Origin of the sequence: Shewanella sp. Choline-02u-19 (assembly GCF_002836205.1) — a bacterium.
GTDB lineage: Bacteria > Pseudomonadota > Gammaproteobacteria > Enterobacterales > Shewanellaceae > Shewanella.
In genome coordinates this window covers 913,889-930,919 of the sequence record NZ_PJBE01000013.1, presented here as the reverse complement: position 1 = coordinate 930,919, position 17,031 = coordinate 913,889, and the positions used below count along the sequence as shown (strand labels likewise).

Annotated in this window: 14 protein-coding genes; 6 read left to right on the top strand and 8 right to left on the bottom strand. The window is 44.4% G+C overall.

The window, feature by feature from the left end:
• The first annotated feature begins 61 nt into the window (after positions 1-61).
• Positions 62-1,240, top strand: coding sequence for an SO2930 family diheme c-type cytochrome (locus CXF83_RS10855; RefSeq protein WP_101092116.1), 1,179 nt, complete (start codon positions 62-64; stop codon positions 1,238-1,240).
• A gap of 48 nt (positions 1,241-1,288) precedes the next feature.
• Here CXF83_RS10855 and CXF83_RS10850 read toward each other — a convergent pair whose 3' ends face one another.
• From CXF83_RS10850 to CXF83_RS10840, 3 genes are all read right to left on the bottom strand, one after another.
• Positions 1,289-2,308, bottom strand: coding sequence for a helix-turn-helix domain-containing protein (locus CXF83_RS10850; RefSeq protein WP_101092115.1), 1,020 nt, complete (start codon positions 2,306-2,308; stop codon positions 1,289-1,291).
• Between the two features lie 132 nt (positions 2,309-2,440).
• Positions 2,441-3,472: a protease SohB gene (sohB, locus tag CXF83_RS10845; protein ID WP_180961068.1), complete on the bottom strand. Its 1,032-nt coding sequence runs from the start codon at positions 3,470-3,472 to the stop codon at positions 2,441-2,443.
• A 128-nt stretch (positions 3,473-3,600) separates the two neighbouring features.
• Positions 3,601-6,093, bottom strand: coding sequence for a VolA/Pla-1 family phospholipase (locus CXF83_RS10840; protein ID WP_101092113.1), 2,493 nt, complete (start codon positions 6,091-6,093; stop codon positions 3,601-3,603).
• Between the two features lie 262 nt (positions 6,094-6,355).
• On the opposite strand from CXF83_RS10840, the gene CXF83_RS10835 reads away from it, so the two are divergent.
• Positions 6,356-7,093, top strand: a complete 738-nt coding sequence (locus CXF83_RS10835; RefSeq protein WP_101092112.1) for a YciK family oxidoreductase — start codon at positions 6,356-6,358, stop codon at positions 7,091-7,093.
• Between the two features lie 339 nt (positions 7,094-7,432).
• Here the strand turns inward: CXF83_RS10835 and rluB are convergent, their stop codons facing one another.
• The 5 genes from rluB to rnm form a co-directional block, all read right to left on the bottom strand.
• The gene (rluB, locus tag CXF83_RS10830; RefSeq protein ID WP_101092111.1) at positions 7,433-8,305 is read right to left on the bottom strand and encodes a 23S rRNA pseudouridine(2605) synthase RluB; all 873 of its coding nucleotides are present in this window, start codon (positions 8,303-8,305) and stop codon (positions 7,433-7,435) included.
• Positions 8,298-8,894 (bottom strand): SMC-Scp complex subunit ScpB, encoded by a 597-nt coding sequence (scpB, locus tag CXF83_RS10825; RefSeq protein WP_101092110.1) that lies wholly within the window; start codon positions 8,892-8,894, stop codon positions 8,298-8,300. The genes rluB and scpB overlap by 8 nt, the downstream gene beginning before the upstream one ends.
• Before the next feature lie 12 nt (positions 8,895-8,906).
• Positions 8,907-9,695, bottom strand: coding sequence for a segregation and condensation protein A (locus CXF83_RS10820; RefSeq protein WP_101092109.1), 789 nt, complete (start codon positions 9,693-9,695; stop codon positions 8,907-8,909).
• A 93-nt stretch (positions 9,696-9,788) separates the two neighbouring features.
• Complete coding sequence (locus CXF83_RS10815) at positions 9,789-10,409, bottom strand: L-threonylcarbamoyladenylate synthase (RefSeq protein ID WP_101092108.1); 621 nt, start codon at positions 10,407-10,409, stop codon at positions 9,789-9,791.
• The gene (gene rnm / locus CXF83_RS10810) at positions 10,406-11,284 is read right to left on the bottom strand and encodes an RNase RNM (protein WP_374702341.1); all 879 of its coding nucleotides are present in this window, start codon (positions 11,282-11,284) and stop codon (positions 10,406-10,408) included. Before rnm ends, CXF83_RS10815 begins: the two co-directional genes overlap by 4 nt.
• 951 nt (positions 11,285-12,235) lie before the next feature.
• Here rnm and CXF83_RS10805 point away from each other — a divergent pair.
• From CXF83_RS10805 to trpCF, 4 genes are all read left to right on the top strand, one after another.
• A complete protein-coding gene (locus CXF83_RS10805; RefSeq protein ID WP_101092106.1) occupies positions 12,236-13,819 on the top strand; it encodes an anthranilate synthase component 1 in 1,584 nt (527 codons plus the stop codon).
• Positions 13,816-14,433 (top strand): aminodeoxychorismate/anthranilate synthase component II, encoded by a 618-nt coding sequence (locus CXF83_RS10800; RefSeq protein ID WP_101092105.1) that lies wholly within the window; start codon positions 13,816-13,818, stop codon positions 14,431-14,433. Before CXF83_RS10805 ends, CXF83_RS10800 begins: the two co-directional genes overlap by 4 nt.
• 7 nt (positions 14,434-14,440) lie before the next feature.
• Positions 14,441-15,493 carry an anthranilate phosphoribosyltransferase gene (gene trpD / locus CXF83_RS10795; protein ID WP_101092104.1) on the top strand — a complete coding sequence of 351 codons (1,053 nt, stop codon included), beginning with the start codon at positions 14,441-14,443 and terminating at the stop codon, positions 15,491-15,493.
• 64 nt (positions 15,494-15,557) lie between these two features.
• Positions 15,558-16,976 (top strand): bifunctional indole-3-glycerol-phosphate synthase TrpC/phosphoribosylanthranilate isomerase TrpF, encoded by a 1,419-nt coding sequence (trpCF, locus tag CXF83_RS10790; protein ID WP_101092172.1) that lies wholly within the window; start codon positions 15,558-15,560, stop codon positions 16,974-16,976.
• The last annotated feature ends 55 nt before the right edge of the window (positions 16,977-17,031 follow it).

The following is a 17,031-nucleotide window of genomic DNA, read 5'->3' as shown; positions in this document are numbered from 1 at the left end:
AACTACAACACTCCAATACCAAGACTTAACACTCAACAATCCATTACTATGTAGGTGACTTATGCATAATCTAGTTATCCTCAGTTTTATTTTACTTCTTAGCGCCTGTGGCGGTGCAAGTGACTCAACAGCACTCGCAAGTGAAGTCGCACCAATCATCCCCACAGATCCAGCCCCATCGCTGTCAGCATGTGACGCCACAACAAGTGAAGTGAATTGGGATGCTTTAATGACTGAAGATTGTCAGCAGTTATCGCAATATGGGTTATTTATAGACTCCAGTATTCCGACATTCGATCCTATAGCACCGGGGATCGCCTATCAGCTTTCTAGCCAGTTATTTTCTAACTATGCCAGTAAACACCGCTTCATTTTTGTTCCTGAAGGGGAAAAATTAGCCTATCACCCAAACGATACCTTTGAGATGCCAATAGGCACTGTTTTAGTCAAAACGTTCTCGTTACCCTTCGATACACAAGTTATCGGCGCGAGTAATGAAGTACTTATTGAAACTCGGTTACTTATTCATAGAGAAGCAGGCTGGACCACTCTGCCCTATATTTGGCAGAATAATGAGGCCACGCTACAACAAGCAGGCATGGATATTCCTCACAGTTTAAACCATCAAGGCAGCCAAGAAGTCTTCAATTACCATGTACCCAGTCGCGCAGAATGTAAGATATGTCATCAATCTACGTTTGCCAATGACGATCAAACAGTTCGCATTCGCCCTATCGGCATTAAAGCGCATCTGCTCAATCGCAATGTTAATCATCAAGGACAACCTACCAATCAACTACTACTTTGGCAGCGCCTCAATATACTCACTGGAGTACCCGAGCTTAGTGAAATAGGTAAAACGGCTGACATCCTTGACCAAAGCGCTTCACTGACCACTAGGGCGAAAGGATATTTGGATATCAACTGTGCTCATTGTCATAATCCCGACGGCTTTGCCAGTATTTCAGGACTGCGTCTTGGTTTTTATGTCGACCATACCAGTTATCAATATGGTATCTGCAAACAACCCCCTGGCTGGGATGGCGGGGCAAAAGGATTATCTTACGACATCATTCCAAGCGATGGTGAACACTCAATCTTGGTATATCGTCAACAGCTCAATCAGCCCAAGGATAGAATGCCACCGATTGGAAGATCCATTGCCCACACTGAAGCCGTAACGGTAATTAAAGACTGGATTGATGCTATGGCACCAGAACTAGGCAGTTGCCATCAATAAGCCTGTATGAAGTAGTTGAAAGGTTTTATGAGGTTCAAAAACTCAGTTTTAACCTTTATGTAAACGTAAGAAATGACCTGGAGGATGCCCTATCCAATGCTTAAAACTCTGCCTGAAATGGCTTACATCACCAAAGCCCATTAAGTCTGAGATTGCTTCGATAGAATGCTCACTGCTTAGAATTAGATTAATCGCCATTTGGCACCTTACTTGATCAATTAGCTTTTGGTAGTGAGTACCAGCAGCCGAGAGTCGGCGCCTCAATGTACGAGTACTGATCTTTTGCGTTAACGCCATCGCCTCCATACTCGGTAATTCAGGAGCACAATCTCTTAGCAGGTCAAGAATCTCTGTAATATAAGACTGTCCGCTTTCTATAACTGGACTTAATGCTATATCTGTAAATTTAAAGGTTATCGGTAAGCTCAAATATTTATGATCTATCGACCATTCAAAAAACTCTCCATCAAATTGGATATCAGCCCCTGTTCGAGCAGCTAAGAATGGCGTTTTTCGTTTGGGTTCAGCTAAGATAATGTCTTTGGCTTGAACTGTTTCACCCGTCAACTCCTCTGCAAAAGTCATCAGTGAACCAACACTGTGCAGAAACTGACAACTGTATTTATCTGTCTCTAGCTTATTAGTATTAAGCCATCTGACTTTCAAAATACCCTCTTCATTCCTAAGAAATATATCAGAAAAGCTACCCACCAATTCGGGATGGGCAATAACAAAGGCGAGGCATTCACCTAAGGTATTAAATTTAGCTAAATAACCGAGTAAAAATCCCAAATCAGCTAGTTTATAGTCACTAGCAGCCTTAACTCCAACTTCTGCATCCTTACTCACATTACGCAAGTATGTCATTGCATAATCAACTTGCCATACATAGACAAATTGACTGTGGGCTAACTCTGTTTCTCCTACGCCAATATCCTTGCACAATTGCGCTGCAGCTGAGGAGCCAAAGTGTGTTTTTAAGTAATGGAGTAAATTCCTTAATTCATAGGCTGGGTAAGATTGATCGCCAACCATAAGATGAGGTTTATAACTGCAGATTTGGTGCATTTCACTCGACTAAATAATGACTGGTTAGTCATATTGTTAGCGGATCTAAATACGAATTCATAGCTTTAAGATTAAATTAACGAAAAAAAACCTGCATCAGCAGGTTTTTAATCAACTTACTATCAGCATAAACTACTTAAGCGGCTGATTCTTCTCTGCTAATCTATTAAAAATTGCGTTAAATGATAGAGAAGCGCCATGCGCTATTTTATCTGAAAGCTTTTTCTTAAGCTGGTAAGTCACTTTAACCACAGTGCGCTCATTGGCAAGCTTCATAATCACGTCGTCGCTGGTAGCCACTTCATCGATTAAGCCAAGTTCAATGGCTTGCTGACCATACCAATGCTCACCCGTTGCCACTTTGGCAATATCAAGATCAGGACGGTACTTAGAGATAAACTCTTTAAACAGCACATGTGTCTCTTCCAGCTCTTGTTGAAACTTCTCGCGACCTTCATCGGTATTCTCACCAAAGATGGTCAACGTGCGTTTAAAGTTTCCTGCAGTATGCTGCTCGTAATCAATATCATGCTTTTTAAGCAGACGATTAAAGTTAGGCACCTGAGCAACGACCCCAATAGATCCGACGATAGCGAAAGGAGCTGCATATACCTTATTAGCCACACAGGCCATCATATAGCCGCCACTAGCAGCCACTTTATCGACACAAATAGACAATGGAATTTGTGCTTGTCTCAAACGATCAAGCTGGCTTGAAGCAAGGCCATAACCATGAACCATACCACCGCCACTTTCAACATTAACAATAACCTCATCACCTTTGTCGGCGATGGTTATAATCGCGCTAATTTCTTCACGCAATGATGCCACTTCACTCGCATCGATACTGCCTTTAAAATCGATAACATAGACCTTGGGATCTATCTCTGGCTCTTTATTATTTTTTTGCGCTTTTTCTTTGGCTTTGTCGTCAGCTTTTATCTGCTTCTCATAAGCCTTAAATGCCTTTTTAGACAACAACTCTTCTTTAAGATCATGCTTCAACGATTTTAAGTCATCGCTGATGTTAGTGATTTTAAGCTCACCTTTATCGGTCTTGTGCTTAATAGTTGATGCCAATACCACGATCACAACGGCCAGAATCGATACTACAATCGTTACTGCTTTTGCAAAAAACAACCCATACTCGTACAGAAATTCCAAAATATTCTCCAGCCCAATCGATTTTTAATTTCATTAATTACCGCTATTCTAACAGCCTATTTAATAATAAAAAATGCCCATAAAAAAACCCAGCATCAGCTGGGCTTTTATTCGATTAAAAATCAATCTTATTCAGGACAAGTTTGAATCACTGATGAATCCTGTACCAAGATAGTAGCAGTACCTTTACCTGCCGTAAGTGCAAATGCTGCAACTTGCTGCTGCATTTCAACTGTTGCTGCTGCGGCTTTTCCGTCCGTAACACCTTCAATTTCATTTGGACTCACAATTGAACTGTGATGACCTTTACTAAAGCGAACTGCACCAGAACCTGCATTTGTACTAGAAACACATTTCAAGCCAAGGTTCGCGATTAGTGGCTCGGTACCCGATAGAGGGAAGTTGGCCACAGCGTTTGGTAACACTTGATCAGGCTTGTTAGTCGCATCCCCTACCACTTCAATGACATGAACGGGTAATTTGGTTGCTGCTAATGATGCAGCATGGTTAATTGGGTCTGCACTGTCAAATGCTGTTTGCACTGCGAATGCGAATGTTGGAATAAACCCAGCATAAACTTCCTGTACTAATGCCGTGTACTCGTCACTTCCCGGCTCATAACCACCTGTATTAGCAGCGTCAACCAACGCTTGGAAAGTATCGCTAGCCGTTACCGTTTGGAATAGAACTGGACCAAATGTCGGTGAACCTGCAAATGCCCCTGCTAATCCACCAGCTGGAGCCACTAAAGAGCTCGCGTTAATGCCATATACATTCGGCAGTTCAGTGCCACTAGCAGGATCTCTTAAGCCTGTAGATGCATAGTTTGAAAATGTTGTGCCGACAATGCCACCAAGGCTTAACCCTTGTGCACTAATCTTACTGATATCGAAAATCTGCTGACCATTTTGTTGAGCAATCCCTAGATACAAGCCCGTAAGTGCTGCACGAAGTGCTAGGTGATCAACTGTCGCTTGACGGAAGTTATCACGCACAGTCAAAGTACTGGCAATGTTTACGAAGACTAATGGGTTACCATTTTTAAACGCGTCAGGTGTACCAACTACATCACCAAAACTTGGGTCAGTTGCTGATATTTCATAAATTCCGTCACCATTTGCATCAAATGAACGTGCACCATGTAAAGGCATATCAATCGCAATAGTCGCAATACCCGATGCGGCATAAGTGCCCGCATAAGCTAACGCCATCTCTTTACCACCACCTAAGCCATGCATAGCAATCGTTGTTGGCCAGCCATTGGTTGGAGGGGTAAATGGTAAGCCTTGCTGCTGATAAAAACCGGCTAATTTAGCAGCGTTTGGTAATGTTATTTGAACTGAAATGTTCTCATAACCTTTGATTGCAGGGATTGGGTTAAACTTCGTGAGGTGCTTAGTGCTATCTGTTGGCGTAACGCCATCATTCAAGAACCAAGCTTTACCCACTAACAATGCTGGATTTGCAACGCCTGCAGCGGGATCAATACCATAAGCAACTGCTTGCATGCCATAATTCGTCTGGCTCAATGTACCGTTACTCATCGCAAGTAATACAGAAACGGGGCTGTCGCCAAGTGCTTTCCAACTACCGTTAATGGTCGGATTAAAGTCTGCATCTAAGCAACCAGCAGATGAACAATCACCGTAGATTGGTACTTTTAATTCCGCTTTAAATACATCCGCTAAATCTGACACTACATAAGCAAGACCATCTGCTGGTGTTAAGCCTGCAGCCATAGCCACGGTGTAACCCGCTGGGGCTGGCATAGCCGTTAACGCAGGCGCATAAGGATTACCAGGCGTTGGGTCAATCATTAGCAACTTGGTGGTTTCATACACATTGCTAATCGATTGTGTCGTAAATAAACCTGAGTAAGTCACGGTATCTGCATCTGGGCCACCCGCGGCGGCCATGCCTTTCTCGTAGCTATTGACCAATGTTTGCAGCATTAACTGATCAGGTGTTTCTAAAGGTTTGGTTTCGATATCTAGCTTTAGCAGTCCATAGGTCGAAGAAGGTGCTATTGCACGCCCTGCAGAATCTTGAATCAAAGTCGTCGTAGCATAAATATAAGACTGACCATGTTTAAGAGGCTTAAGTGGAACGATTGCGATTGAGTTGCCCGAAGCCGTCGAGACAAAGTCGACTCCGAACTGCAGCTCAGCGCCTACTTTACACGCTGAAACTGAAACTGCTGCTTTACACTCAGGATCTGAAGATAGTGCACCACCAACGGTGGCTTCAAACATCCTAACCGCACCTGGTTGTGCTACCGAAGCGCCATCAATAGTCAGGACATTGCCCTCACTATCTGTAGATGGTGCAACCTTAATACTAATTGGAGATGATGTAGACCAACCATCAAGTGCACCAAGAGCTATTTGTGGATCAGTATAGTCACCACTGTCCTCGCCAGGGATCTCTAAAGTGCCATCAAGCGTGCCACTAAAGAGTAAGTCGTTAGGCAAAGGGACCTCTTTATTCGCGGGATCGAAAACGAGAACAGACTGAGGGACCAGTGGTTCCGTTTTATCTACTAATTCGTTGTAACTGTCTTCACTACAGCCAGTGAGACCTAATGCAGATGCGATTGCGACACCCAAAAAGAGCTTTTTCATCTTTTTTCCCCAAATCTTGTTGTAATAATTTTGTTTTCACTTGGAAATTGGTCACAATAGCCAGCAAAGTATGACCAATAGGGCTTATTGTTAGCCCTTAACTCAACTCAAGTTAACGCAAAAGTATTGACTTAGCTACATTTTTGTCACAAACGGTTAGCGAATAGCAGAGTAAAAATTAATCGTTTGTTTTAAACGGCTGTTTATCATATCAGCGACTCTAGAAGTGACGGGCGTTTGAGCTCAGAGGAAGTATTAACTCATGTTGGAATATCAAGCTGCAAAAGATTTACTCAATGGTAAAGTTATATTAGTAACAGGTGCTGGTGACGGCATAGGAAAAACAGCAGCACTGACTTACGCGCAGCACGGCGCCACTGTCATTCTATTGGGTAAAACGGTAAAAAAACTAGAAGCCGTATATGACCTAATTGAACAAGCAGGCTATCCAAAACCGGCCATTGTTCCGCTCGATTTAAAGGGAGCCACCGAGCAAAACTATGTCGACATGGCTGAAACTATCGAAGAGCAATTTGGTTGTTTAGACGGGTTATTACACAATGCCAGCATGTTAGGTGTGCTAGGCCCGTTTGAACACATCACCATGAGTTCAGTGGAAGAAGTGTTCAAAGTGAATGTGATTGCTGAGATTATGTTAACAAAAGCCCTACTGCCAGTCATGCGTAAATCAGCAAGCGCATCGCTTATCTTCACCTCGAGCAGTGTTGGTCGCCAAGCTCGCTCATTTTGGGGAGAGTATGCAATGTCGAAATTTGCAACCGAGGGCATGATGCAAGCAATCGCTCATGAATACGAAGGCAGTAACATTCGTAGCAACAGTATTAACCCAGGTGCCACTCGCACCGGTATGCGGGCAAATGCTTACCCTGCTGAAAACCCACAATCACTTAAGAAGCCAGAAGAGATAATGCCTACTTACCTGTATTTGATGGGTAAAGAATCAGCCGACATTAACGGTCAACAACTTAATGCACAGTAATCGCTAAATCAAAAATATGATCAAAAAAGGCCGCTAAATAGCGGCCTTTTTAATCCCAATCACAGTCTTATACCAATTCCACTAAAGATGTACTCAATTCAGAGCTTTCTCAGGGCTTTCAATTCTAGGCGCATTGTCGAAGAAATGGTTATCCCCTTTTGAGACAATGCAACGTAGCAGTGAAGGTCCTGAGACGCTCACGTTGTGCGGGTTTAAAATCACTTAATACAGCGCATGTGGCTTTCGATATAGAATAACTATAAGCGACAAGCCACTTGCTTGTCTAAAGTGATTTAAATTCCCGCTGAATGAGCAACTCTTTAATGGAACTGGTATTATTTAAGTACGACTGCGGGTAGGTTTATTCGGTGTAGCCGTCACTTTGTGCTTTCGCACTGCACGACGAATCTTAGCACCACGTACTTTAGCACGCGCAACACTGTGTTTATCTGTACCGAGCAAGCTACGAGTTTCATCTTGCATACCCGCAGTTTTACGCAAGTAGTTAACGTCTTCCATCGCTAACTCAATCCAACCGCCACGCGGCAGTGATTTAGGTAACTCAATCATGCCATAGCGAATTCGAATAAGTCTGCTGACCTGAACCTCTTGAGATTCCCATAAGCGACGCACTTCGCGGTTACGGCCTTCAGCTAAACTGACATGCCACCACTTGTTCATTCCTTCGCCGCCAGCGGCTTTGACTTTGTCAAAGCTCGCAGGACCATCTTCCAAAGTGACACCCATGCGTAAACGCTGGATACAAGCATCGTTAACTTCACCAAATGTGCGCACCGCGTATTCACGCTCAACTTCATTTGATGGGTGCATAAGGCGGTTAGCTAATTCACCGTCAGAGGTAAATAGTAATAAACCAGAGGTGTTAATATCCAAACGTCCAACCGCAACCCAGCGTGAGTCGCGAGTTTTTGGTAAGCGGTCGAAAACAGTAGGGCGACCTTCTGGGTCTTTACGGCTACATATTTCACCTTCGGGTTTGTGATAAGCAATCACGCGGCAAATCACATCTTCTTCAGATCTGATTGAAATGGCACGGCCATCAATACGCACTTTAGCATCAGATTCAATGCGATCACCTAGGGTTGCTATTTCACCGTCAATACTAACTCGGCCTGCAGCAATCCATACCTCCATCTCACGACGGGAGCCATGGCCTGCTCGGGCCAAGACTTTCTGCAATTTTTCACTCATTAGTAGACTCTTCTGTTTTTTCGGCAACACTTTTCACTGTCGAGAAAAGTGCGTCCAATGATTCGGGATCTGACAACGACGGAAGTTCCGTGATGCTGTCCAAACCGAAGTATGATAGAAATTCTATTGTTGTAGCATAAAGCGCTGGTCTACCCGGCACCTCTTTATGGCCCACAACTTTAATCCAATTTCTATCGTTTAAACTCTTAATTATATGGCTGCTAATCGCAACGCCTCGAACAAACTCAATATCACCACGGGTAACAGGTTGTCGATATGCAATAACGGCCAAGGTTTCAATTGTTGCCCGAGAATATTTAGGGGCTTTCTCTTGCCATAGAGGCTGCAAATAAGGACTCAGTTCAACAAGAGTTTGAAATCGATACCCTCCTGCAACTTTGACTAACTGCACGCCTCGTCCTTCGTAATCAAGCTGCAGTGCATCAATTGAAGCCTGTACCTTTGCTCTAGAAACACTGAACTCAGAAAGTACGGTTTCTTTAAGCGCTTTAATCGTCATCGGCTTCGCCAACACGAAAAGACTCGCCTCAATTAACTGTTTTAGCTGCTCTGGGTTAATCTGTGACAACGAAGTAGATCCTTAGTACGCTCTAACATGTATAGTCGAAAATGGTTCAGCTTGTACCAGTTCAACCAACAACTCTTTCACCAGTTCCATTAACGCCAAAAAGCTCACAACAACCCCACTCCGACCTTCTTCAAAATCGAATAAAGCTTCGAAAGGCAGGTAGGTTTGTGCGTTTAACTTTGCCAAAATTTGAGTCATACGTTCTCGAGTAGATAACACTTCTCGAACAACATGGTGGTTTTCAGTCGCTTCAATACGCTTGAGCACTGATGTAAACGCACGTGCAACTTCGGTGAGTGACACTTCAGGCGGTAATAACTCAGGTTTTATATTGGCAGCTGGAACCGCTTTCGCTTGAAATACGTCGCGCTCCATTCTCGGAAGAACGTCTAACTTTTCTTGCGCGTCTTTTATCACTTCATACGCTTTTAATTGGCGTATTAGCTGGGCACGAGGATCTTCTTCATCCTCAAACTCAACATCAGGCTTTGGCAGTAAAAGTCGAGATTTAATCTCGGCTAATGTCGCCGCCATAACCAAATAATCTGCCGCTAATTCGACTTTGGCACCTTGTAGCAGATCCACATACTCTAAATATTGCTGCGTTACCGCAAATATGGGTAAATCAACCACATCGAGCTTTTGCTTACGAATAAGGTACAGTAAGAGATCCAGCGGCCCTTCAAAGGATTCAAGAAACACTTCAAGGGCTTCAGGTGGAATAAATAGGTCCTTTGGCATCACCTTAAAAGGCTTACCTCGCACCTTGGCTAAAGGCAATTTTTGTACAATTCCCTCCATCCGTAACACCCACTCTTTCGCAAACGCGCGATTATACCCGTAAATCACGACAGTTTAAAGCAATACTCGCCTTACATCACCGCCGAATACAACTTAAAGGAATGGAGTCACATCTCCAGCGCCTTCACGTATAATTTCAATCTCACCTTCTGACATATCAATCACCGTCGTTGGCTTTTCACCTAAATATCCACCATGAATAATCAAGTCAACCTGATGCTCAAGAATGTCGCGAATATGCTCAGGGTCTGACTCGGTAAACTCTTCGCCCGGTAATATCAAACTTGTAGACATCAAAGGCGCATCGAGAGCTTCTAACAACGCCAACGCAATGACGTTGTCAGGCACTCGAATACCAATCGTTTTCTTCTTTGGATTCTGAAGACGTTTAGGCACTTCTTTTGACGCTTTAAAGATAAATGTATACGGCCCAGGCGTATTATGTTTTAACACACGATAAGCTTGGTTATCAACGCGAGCATAGGTGGCAAGCTCAGACTGATCTCGACACATCAATGAAAAATTATGGTCGTTATCGATCTGCCTAATGCGTGCAATTCGGCTCATTGCATCTTTATCGCCTAATAAGCAGCCCAGCGCGTAGCCGGAATCCGTTGGATAGACAATGACGCCACCCTTTTGAATCACGTTCACGGCTTGGCTGATTAGGCGTACTTGAGGATTTTCCTCATGCACATAAAAAAACTGACTCATGGTGAATCCTTCCATTTTTCTGACTGCCAAACCCAACTAACGCCTTGGGGTTGGAACATATTTTTACCAAGTTCTATCCAACTTCCTGGAAAATGAAAATCACTGCCTAGTGAACACATCAGGTTATTGAGTACACTTAATGCAATTAAGTTACTGCGATCATCGATTGTCTGTTGACCCAATACCACTTCGATTGCGTCGCCGTTCGCGGCTTTAAATTCTCGTACTAACCGCTTTAGCCATTTAGCTGATAATTTATAGCCACTGGGATGGGCTAAAACGGCAACGCCGCCCGCCTGATGAATAATGGCAATCGCACTGGCCATATCATCCCAATTATTAGGCGCGTAACCTGTTTTGCCACGAGCCAAGTACTTTTTAAATACATTCGCAGTCGTCGTGGCATAACCTTTTTCAGCTAACCAACGAGCATAATGGCCGCGACTAATCGCAGCGTCACCCGCATAGAACTTAGCACCTTCATAGGCACCTTCTATGCCTGCTTTAGTGAGTCGGTCTCCAATCTCAAATGCTCGAGCAGCTCTTAGTTCACGTTGATGTGCTAAAAACTCAATCATGACGGCATTCTCAATATCAATATTGAGTGCAACAATGTGAATATCGAAGCTGTTCCAACACGTTGAAATCTCGACACCATTGATTAACTCCAATGGCGTTTCATGATTGTTGTTGTATTGGTGTGCTTCTTTTAAGCCATCGGTAGTGTCATGATCAGTAATAGCAAACACTTGCACGCCTTTACTGATAGCACGCTCTATTAATTCTGAAGGGGTAAGTTGACCATCTGATGCCGTCGTATGACTGTGCAGATCAACCAATTTTATTTCATTAATGTTTTCATCTTTCATCCCCATATAATACTTGAGTTTACAAATGAAAGGGGATTTAAATAACTAAAATGTAATCAATTTGGTTATTCCAGCGAGTCAGCTAGTTTAGAAACACAACTCTGGCTTGTTAGGTATTCGTGAAGTACTCCACATTAGCGACCACAAGATAACACTGATACCCGATGGTGATGGCTATGCGTTTTACTGAGCCATGCAACCGTTTTAGGATCACGACAATAGCCATTGATTGGTTCAACGATTGAGTGTATCGAGTGGTACTAAAGATACGGATCATAAATAGATTGAAGTGAACAGAGTCATACCCTTAAGTCACACTAATTGAATTTCAATGCTGTTCACTTAACCCCAGCACAAGGCTAACCGCAACATCAATGATGATATTGAAGCATTTACCCAGCATATTGCTAAACAGCCTATTTATACCGATATGCTTTTAGCCGCGGCCTTATAATGACAGTGGCTAGCACGGGCTTTAGCCCTTCGCTTCGCTGTAACATTGGTACACAGCTTATTAAATAAGTGGGGATCTCTTTACAAAGCCAACAGAACCACACCCGTTTCGCCTTCAACTGCGCTTTATCCCCACCTTTTCACTATCTTTTCTCAAAAAGAGAAATATTCAATTGACAGCCTTTGTCTGCAAATGTTTTTATATAGTCACGACAACAAACGAGATTGAATATTTAATGACACAGTTTACAACTTTCCAAAACATTAATTGGTGGTGGCACTTCCCAAATTAGCGGGTGGTGTGAAATTCTGTGCTCAATCAGTTTGAGACAAAATTAAACAAGAAAGCCCGCACAATTGCGGGCTTTCTTGTATCTAAACGATAGCAATACCATTAGATACAGTTCCCCAAGCGGCAGGCTCTTGATTTCTCATTATGAAAAATAACCTTAAAAGAGATATTACAATGAACAACGCATTATCCACCAAGGCAGGAACATAAGCATGGCACAAAACACAATGGCCAAAGTGGTGACTCAAAAGGAAGCACTCGCTTATCATAACGACCCATTACGCTTATACCAGCATGTGACCAACGATGCGCCGCATACTATGTTGCTTGAGTCCGCAGAGATTGAGAGTAAGGATCACCTTAAAAGTATTATATTGACCCATGCGGCAATGAAGATCCGTTGTGATGGCTACACCCTATTGTTTCAGGCATTGACCGAAAATGGTCAAACGTTACTTGACCCCATTAAGTGCTTTTTCACCGCAAACTTCCCCACAACGGAGTTTATCGAATCATCTAGCCGCACGTTAACCGTCAAACTACAAAAAAATAGCAAACAGCTTGATGAAGATGCACGCTTAAAGTCAACATCGCCGCTTGATGGCTTAAGAATGCTGGTCAAGCATATTCGCTGCGACGAAGCCCCTGCTTTTGAAGACCTCTTTTTGGGCGGCGTACTCTCTTACGACTTGATTGATACTGTTGAACCATTACCTCAAGTACCAGAAGGCGACAATAGCTGCCCGGACTATCTATTCTATCTCGCAGAGACCTTAATTCTGGTCGATCATCAGCAGCAAAGCGCTGATATCATTACCCATCAGTTTGATACGTTCACCGAGCCACGCATTGTAGAGATCCAAGCCACATTGGCGAGTCGCATGGCTGAACTGCAACAAACCTGTCAATCACTCCCACCGGTTGCTGCGTTAAATGTGGTCAATGCCGAGACGCAGGTCAATATCTCCGATAGCGAGTTTAAACAAACGGTCAACGACTTAAAGCAGCACATTATCGCCGGTGATATTTTCCAAGTGGTGCCATCTCGTAGCTTTAGCTTACCCTGCCCTAATACGCTCGGTGCCTATCGCGCCCTTAGACTCACTAACCCAAGTCCCTACATGTTTTACTTTAGAGGCGAAGGCTTCACACTCTTTGGCGCCTCACCTGAAAGTGCGCTTAAATATGAAGCCAGTACCAATCAAGTTGAGATCTATCCTATTGCAGGTACGCGTAAGCGCGGTAAGACAGCCGATGGTGAAATCGATTTTGATCTTGATAGCCGTAATGAACTAGAACTGCGTCTCGATAAAAAAGAGCTATCAGAACACATTATGTTGGTTGATTTAGCCCGTAACGATGTGGCTCGAATAAGTCAAAGTGGCACGCGTAAAGTCCCCGAGCTATTGAAAGTTGACCGTTATTCGCATGTCATGCACCTCGTTAGCCGAGTCACAGGGCAATTAAGAACCGACCTTGACGCCTTACATGCATATCAAGCGTGTATGAATATGGGCACCTTAACGGGTGCGCCCAAAGTCAGTGCCGCGCAGCTTATTCGCGGCGCAGAAAAAACACGACGTGGTAGTTACGGCGGCGCCGTGGGCTACCTAAACGGACTCGGCGATATGGATACCTGTATTGTGATCCGCTCCGCCTTTGTCAAAGACGGAACCGCATATATCCAAGCCGGTGCTGGCGTGGTGTACGATTCAGATCCACAAGCCGAAGCGGATGAAACAAGACAAAAAGCACAAGCCGTAATTTCAGCCATCAAGATGGGAGGTGGACGATGAAAATCTATCTACTCGATAACTTCGACTCATTCACTTATAACCTAGTGGACCAATTTAGAAGCCTTGGCTATGAGGTTATTATTTATCGAAATGACGTCGATGCTGACTTTATCGCCGATAAGTTACTCAATGAAACACAACCGGCGGCATTAGTGTTGTCTCCAGGTCCTGGCGCCCCCCATGAAGCGGGTTCATTAATGGCACTGATTGCCAATGTTGCAGGTAAAGTGCCTATGCTTGGGATCTGCTTAGGTCACCAAGCGCTGATTGAACATTATGGCGGCAAAGTCGAGCGAGCAAAACAAGTTGTACACGGTAAAGCCAGTCCAACAGAGCATAATGGTAAAGGCATCTTTGCCAACCTGCCCTCGCCTCTGCCAGTTGCCCGATACCACAGCCTTGTGGCGACTCAGGTACCCGACTGCCTAGAGATTATTGCCACCACAGAAGACATGCCAATGGCGATTATTCATCAACAAGATAACGCGGTGGGTTTTCAGTTTCATCCCGAATCAATACTCACCACGCTTGGTAGCCAGTTGTTAGTGCAATCATTAGATTACCTTGCACAATCATTAACCTTAACCCATGCCAAACTTGACGATAAAGGATAACAAAGTAATGAGCCAAACTAACAACAATGCCCCACTGCTCGAATCTCTTTATCGTGGTGAAAGCCTCAATCGTCAAGATGCTAAAAAGTTGTTTAGCAGTATCATTCAAGGCGAAATGAATGAAGTTACCATGGCCGGTATGCTGGTCGCGATGAAAATGCGCGGCGAAACAATTGATGAAATATCTGGCGCAGCTGATGCGTTAAGAGCAGCCGCAAAACGATTCCCAACCCCAAATGAACGTACAGTAGCGCAAGGGATTGTTGATATTGTGGGCACTGGCGGCGATGGCCACAACACCATCAACATCTCCACTACCGCCGCTTTTGTGGCCGCTGCAGCAGGCGCAAAAGTCGCCAAACATGGTAACCGCAGTGTTTCCAGTAAGTCGGGGTCATCGGATCTATTAGCCCAATTTGGCATTGATTTAACCATGGCACCTGAAACCGCACGAGACTGTTTAGATAACCTAGGCCTCTGCTTTTTGTTTGCGCCGCATTATCACGGCGGTGTTGCACATGCAGTGCCTGTTCGCCAAGCGCTTAAAACCCGTACCCTGTTTAATGTCCTTGGGCCGTTAATTAACCCGTCGCACCCTGACTTTATGTTACTTGGGGTGTATAGCGCAGAACTTGTCGCGCCAATCGCGCAAGTGGTCAAAGCCCTGGGGATTAAGCGGGCGATGGTGGTTCACGGTAGCGGTCTTGATGAAGTCGCAATACATGGTAAAACCTTGGTGCATGAACTTAATGAAGGCACCATTACTGAGTATTACCTCACCCCGAGTGAACTTGGCGTAGAAACCGCACAATTGACCGATCTTGAGGGCGGTGCGCCGGAAGAAAATGCTGCTTTTACCCGAGCTATCCTACAAGGTAAAGGCAAAACAGCCCATATGAATGCGGTAGCCGTTAACGCTGGTTGCGCCTTATATGTCGCTGGAGTGGCGGATTCAGTCAAAGTCGGTACTGCGCTTGCGTTAGCGACCATTGAAAGTGGCAAAGCGTATGAACTACTCACTGAGCTTGCCAATGCAAGCCAAGCGGGAAAAGGAGCTTAGTGTGAGCCACAAAATTAATATCAGCACTCATATAAAAACCGATAGCGATTTAAGAGAAGCATCAATGGCCAATGATACGACAACTAAAGTAAGCAATGTATTAACCAAAATTGTTGATACTAAACCTGCCCATATTGCCGCATTAAAACTGCGTTTCCCTGAGGCGAGCTTAATGCCTAAGCAGTCAGACCGCAGTCTGTTTGATGCACTTAAAGCACCTAATGCTGGCTTTATCTTAGAGTGTAAAAAAGCCAGTCCGTCGAAAGGTCTTATCCGCGACGTATTTGACGTGGATGCTATAGCCGATGTTTACAACCACTACGCTGCTGGGATCTCAGTACTAACCGATGAACAGTTTTTCCAAGGCGACATGGATTACATCCCTAGAGTCCGTGCGCGTGTTCGCCAACCTATTTTGTGTAAAGACTTTTTCGTTGACGAATACCAAATAAAACTCGCCGCCCATCAAGGTGCTGATGCCATATTGTTAATGCTCTCGGTGCTCAATGATGAGCGATATCAAGCACTGGCTAGCGAAGCTGCAAAGTATCAATTAGACATTTTAACCGAGGTCAGCAACGAAGTAGAATTGAGCCGCGCCATTGCACTTAACTCCGCTATTATCGGGATTAATAACCGCAATCTACGTGACTTATCAACGGATTTAGCCACCACCGAAGCGTTAGCGCCACATGTTCCGGCTGATCGCGTCGTTATCAGTGAATCAGGGATCTACAATCAAGCACAGGTACGTCGTTTAGCGCCCTTGGTTGATGGTTTTCTCGTTGGCAGCTCATTAATGGCAGCTGATGACTTAGACTTAGCCTGCAGAACCTTAACCTTTGGCCACAATAAAGTCTGCGGCTTAACCCGTATTGAAGATCTAGTTGAGGTAGCAAAAAAAGGCGCAGTTTATGGCGGATTAATTTTTGCTGAAAAATCACCCCGAGCCGTGACCAAAGCGCAAGCAATTGAACTTGTCCGTCAGCTCGATGCATCGGGCCACAGGCTTAACCTTGTGGGCGTTTTTGTCAACGAAAGCAGCAATGTTATCGCCTCACTTGCAAGTCAACTAGGGCTATATGCAGTGCAATTGCATGGACAAGAAACCTCGCTTGAAATAGACGACCTTCGCAGCGCATTAGCCACGCTAAAGGCTGATTGTCAGATTTGGAAAGCGGTTGCAGTGAAAAACGACAGTATCGATACCGAATTAGATATTCCGACCAATGTCGATCGTATTTTATTCGACAGTAAGAGTGACGGTCAGTTTGGCGGCACTGGGCAGGTATTTGATTGGCAACAAGCCATCCCTAATCGCAGCGAGGCACTTTTAGCGGGGGGCTTAACAGGTGATAACGCCAAGCTTGCCGCTAACCAAGGCTTTTATGGACTCGATTTTAACAGTGGCCTAGAACAAAGCCCTGGCGTTAAAGATCATAACAAGATAGCCCAAACATTTAACCATCTACGTCAGTACTAGATGAAGAACACATAAAGCGCGAATAGTGCGTTACAACAGCTCCCTCTGCATGCCG

Bases quoted from the DNA above. Each gene is read 5' to 3' on its own strand.
- CXF83_RS10800 (WP_101092105.1), top strand. From the start codon at position 13,816: ATGAAAATCTATCTACTCGATAACTTCGACTCATTCACTTATAACCTA.
- CXF83_RS10850 (WP_101092115.1), bottom strand. From the start codon at position 2,308: ATGCACCAAATCTGCAGTTATAAACCTCATCTTATGGTTGGCGATCAA.
- CXF83_RS10835 (WP_101092112.1), top strand. From the start codon at position 6,356: ATGTTGGAATATCAAGCTGCAAAAGATTTACTCAATGGTAAAGTTATA.
- CXF83_RS10805 (WP_101092106.1), top strand. From the start codon at position 12,236: ATGGCACAAAACACAATGGCCAAAGTGGTGACTCAAAAGGAAGCACTC.
- rnm (WP_374702341.1), bottom strand. From the start codon at position 11,284: ATGGGGATGAAAGATGAAAACATTAATGAAATAAAATTGGTTGATCTG.
- rluB (WP_101092111.1), bottom strand. From the start codon at position 8,305: ATGAGTGAAAAATTGCAGAAAGTCTTGGCCCGAGCAGGCCATGGCTCC.
- CXF83_RS10820 (WP_101092109.1), bottom strand. From the start codon at position 9,695: ATGGAGGGAATTGTACAAAAATTGCCTTTAGCCAAGGTGCGAGGTAAG.
- CXF83_RS10840 (WP_101092113.1), bottom strand. From the start codon at position 6,093: ATGAAAAAGCTCTTTTTGGGTGTCGCAATCGCATCTGCATTAGGTCTC.
- CXF83_RS10815 (WP_101092108.1), bottom strand. From the start codon at position 10,409: ATGAGTCAGTTTTTTTATGTGCATGAGGAAAATCCTCAAGTACGCCTA.
- trpD (WP_101092104.1), top strand. From the start codon at position 14,441: ATGAGCCAAACTAACAACAATGCCCCACTGCTCGAATCTCTTTATCGT.
- trpCF (WP_101092172.1), top strand. From the start codon at position 15,558: ATGGCCAATGATACGACAACTAAAGTAAGCAATGTATTAACCAAAATT.
- CXF83_RS10855 (WP_101092116.1), top strand. From the start codon at position 62: ATGCATAATCTAGTTATCCTCAGTTTTATTTTACTTCTTAGCGCCTGT.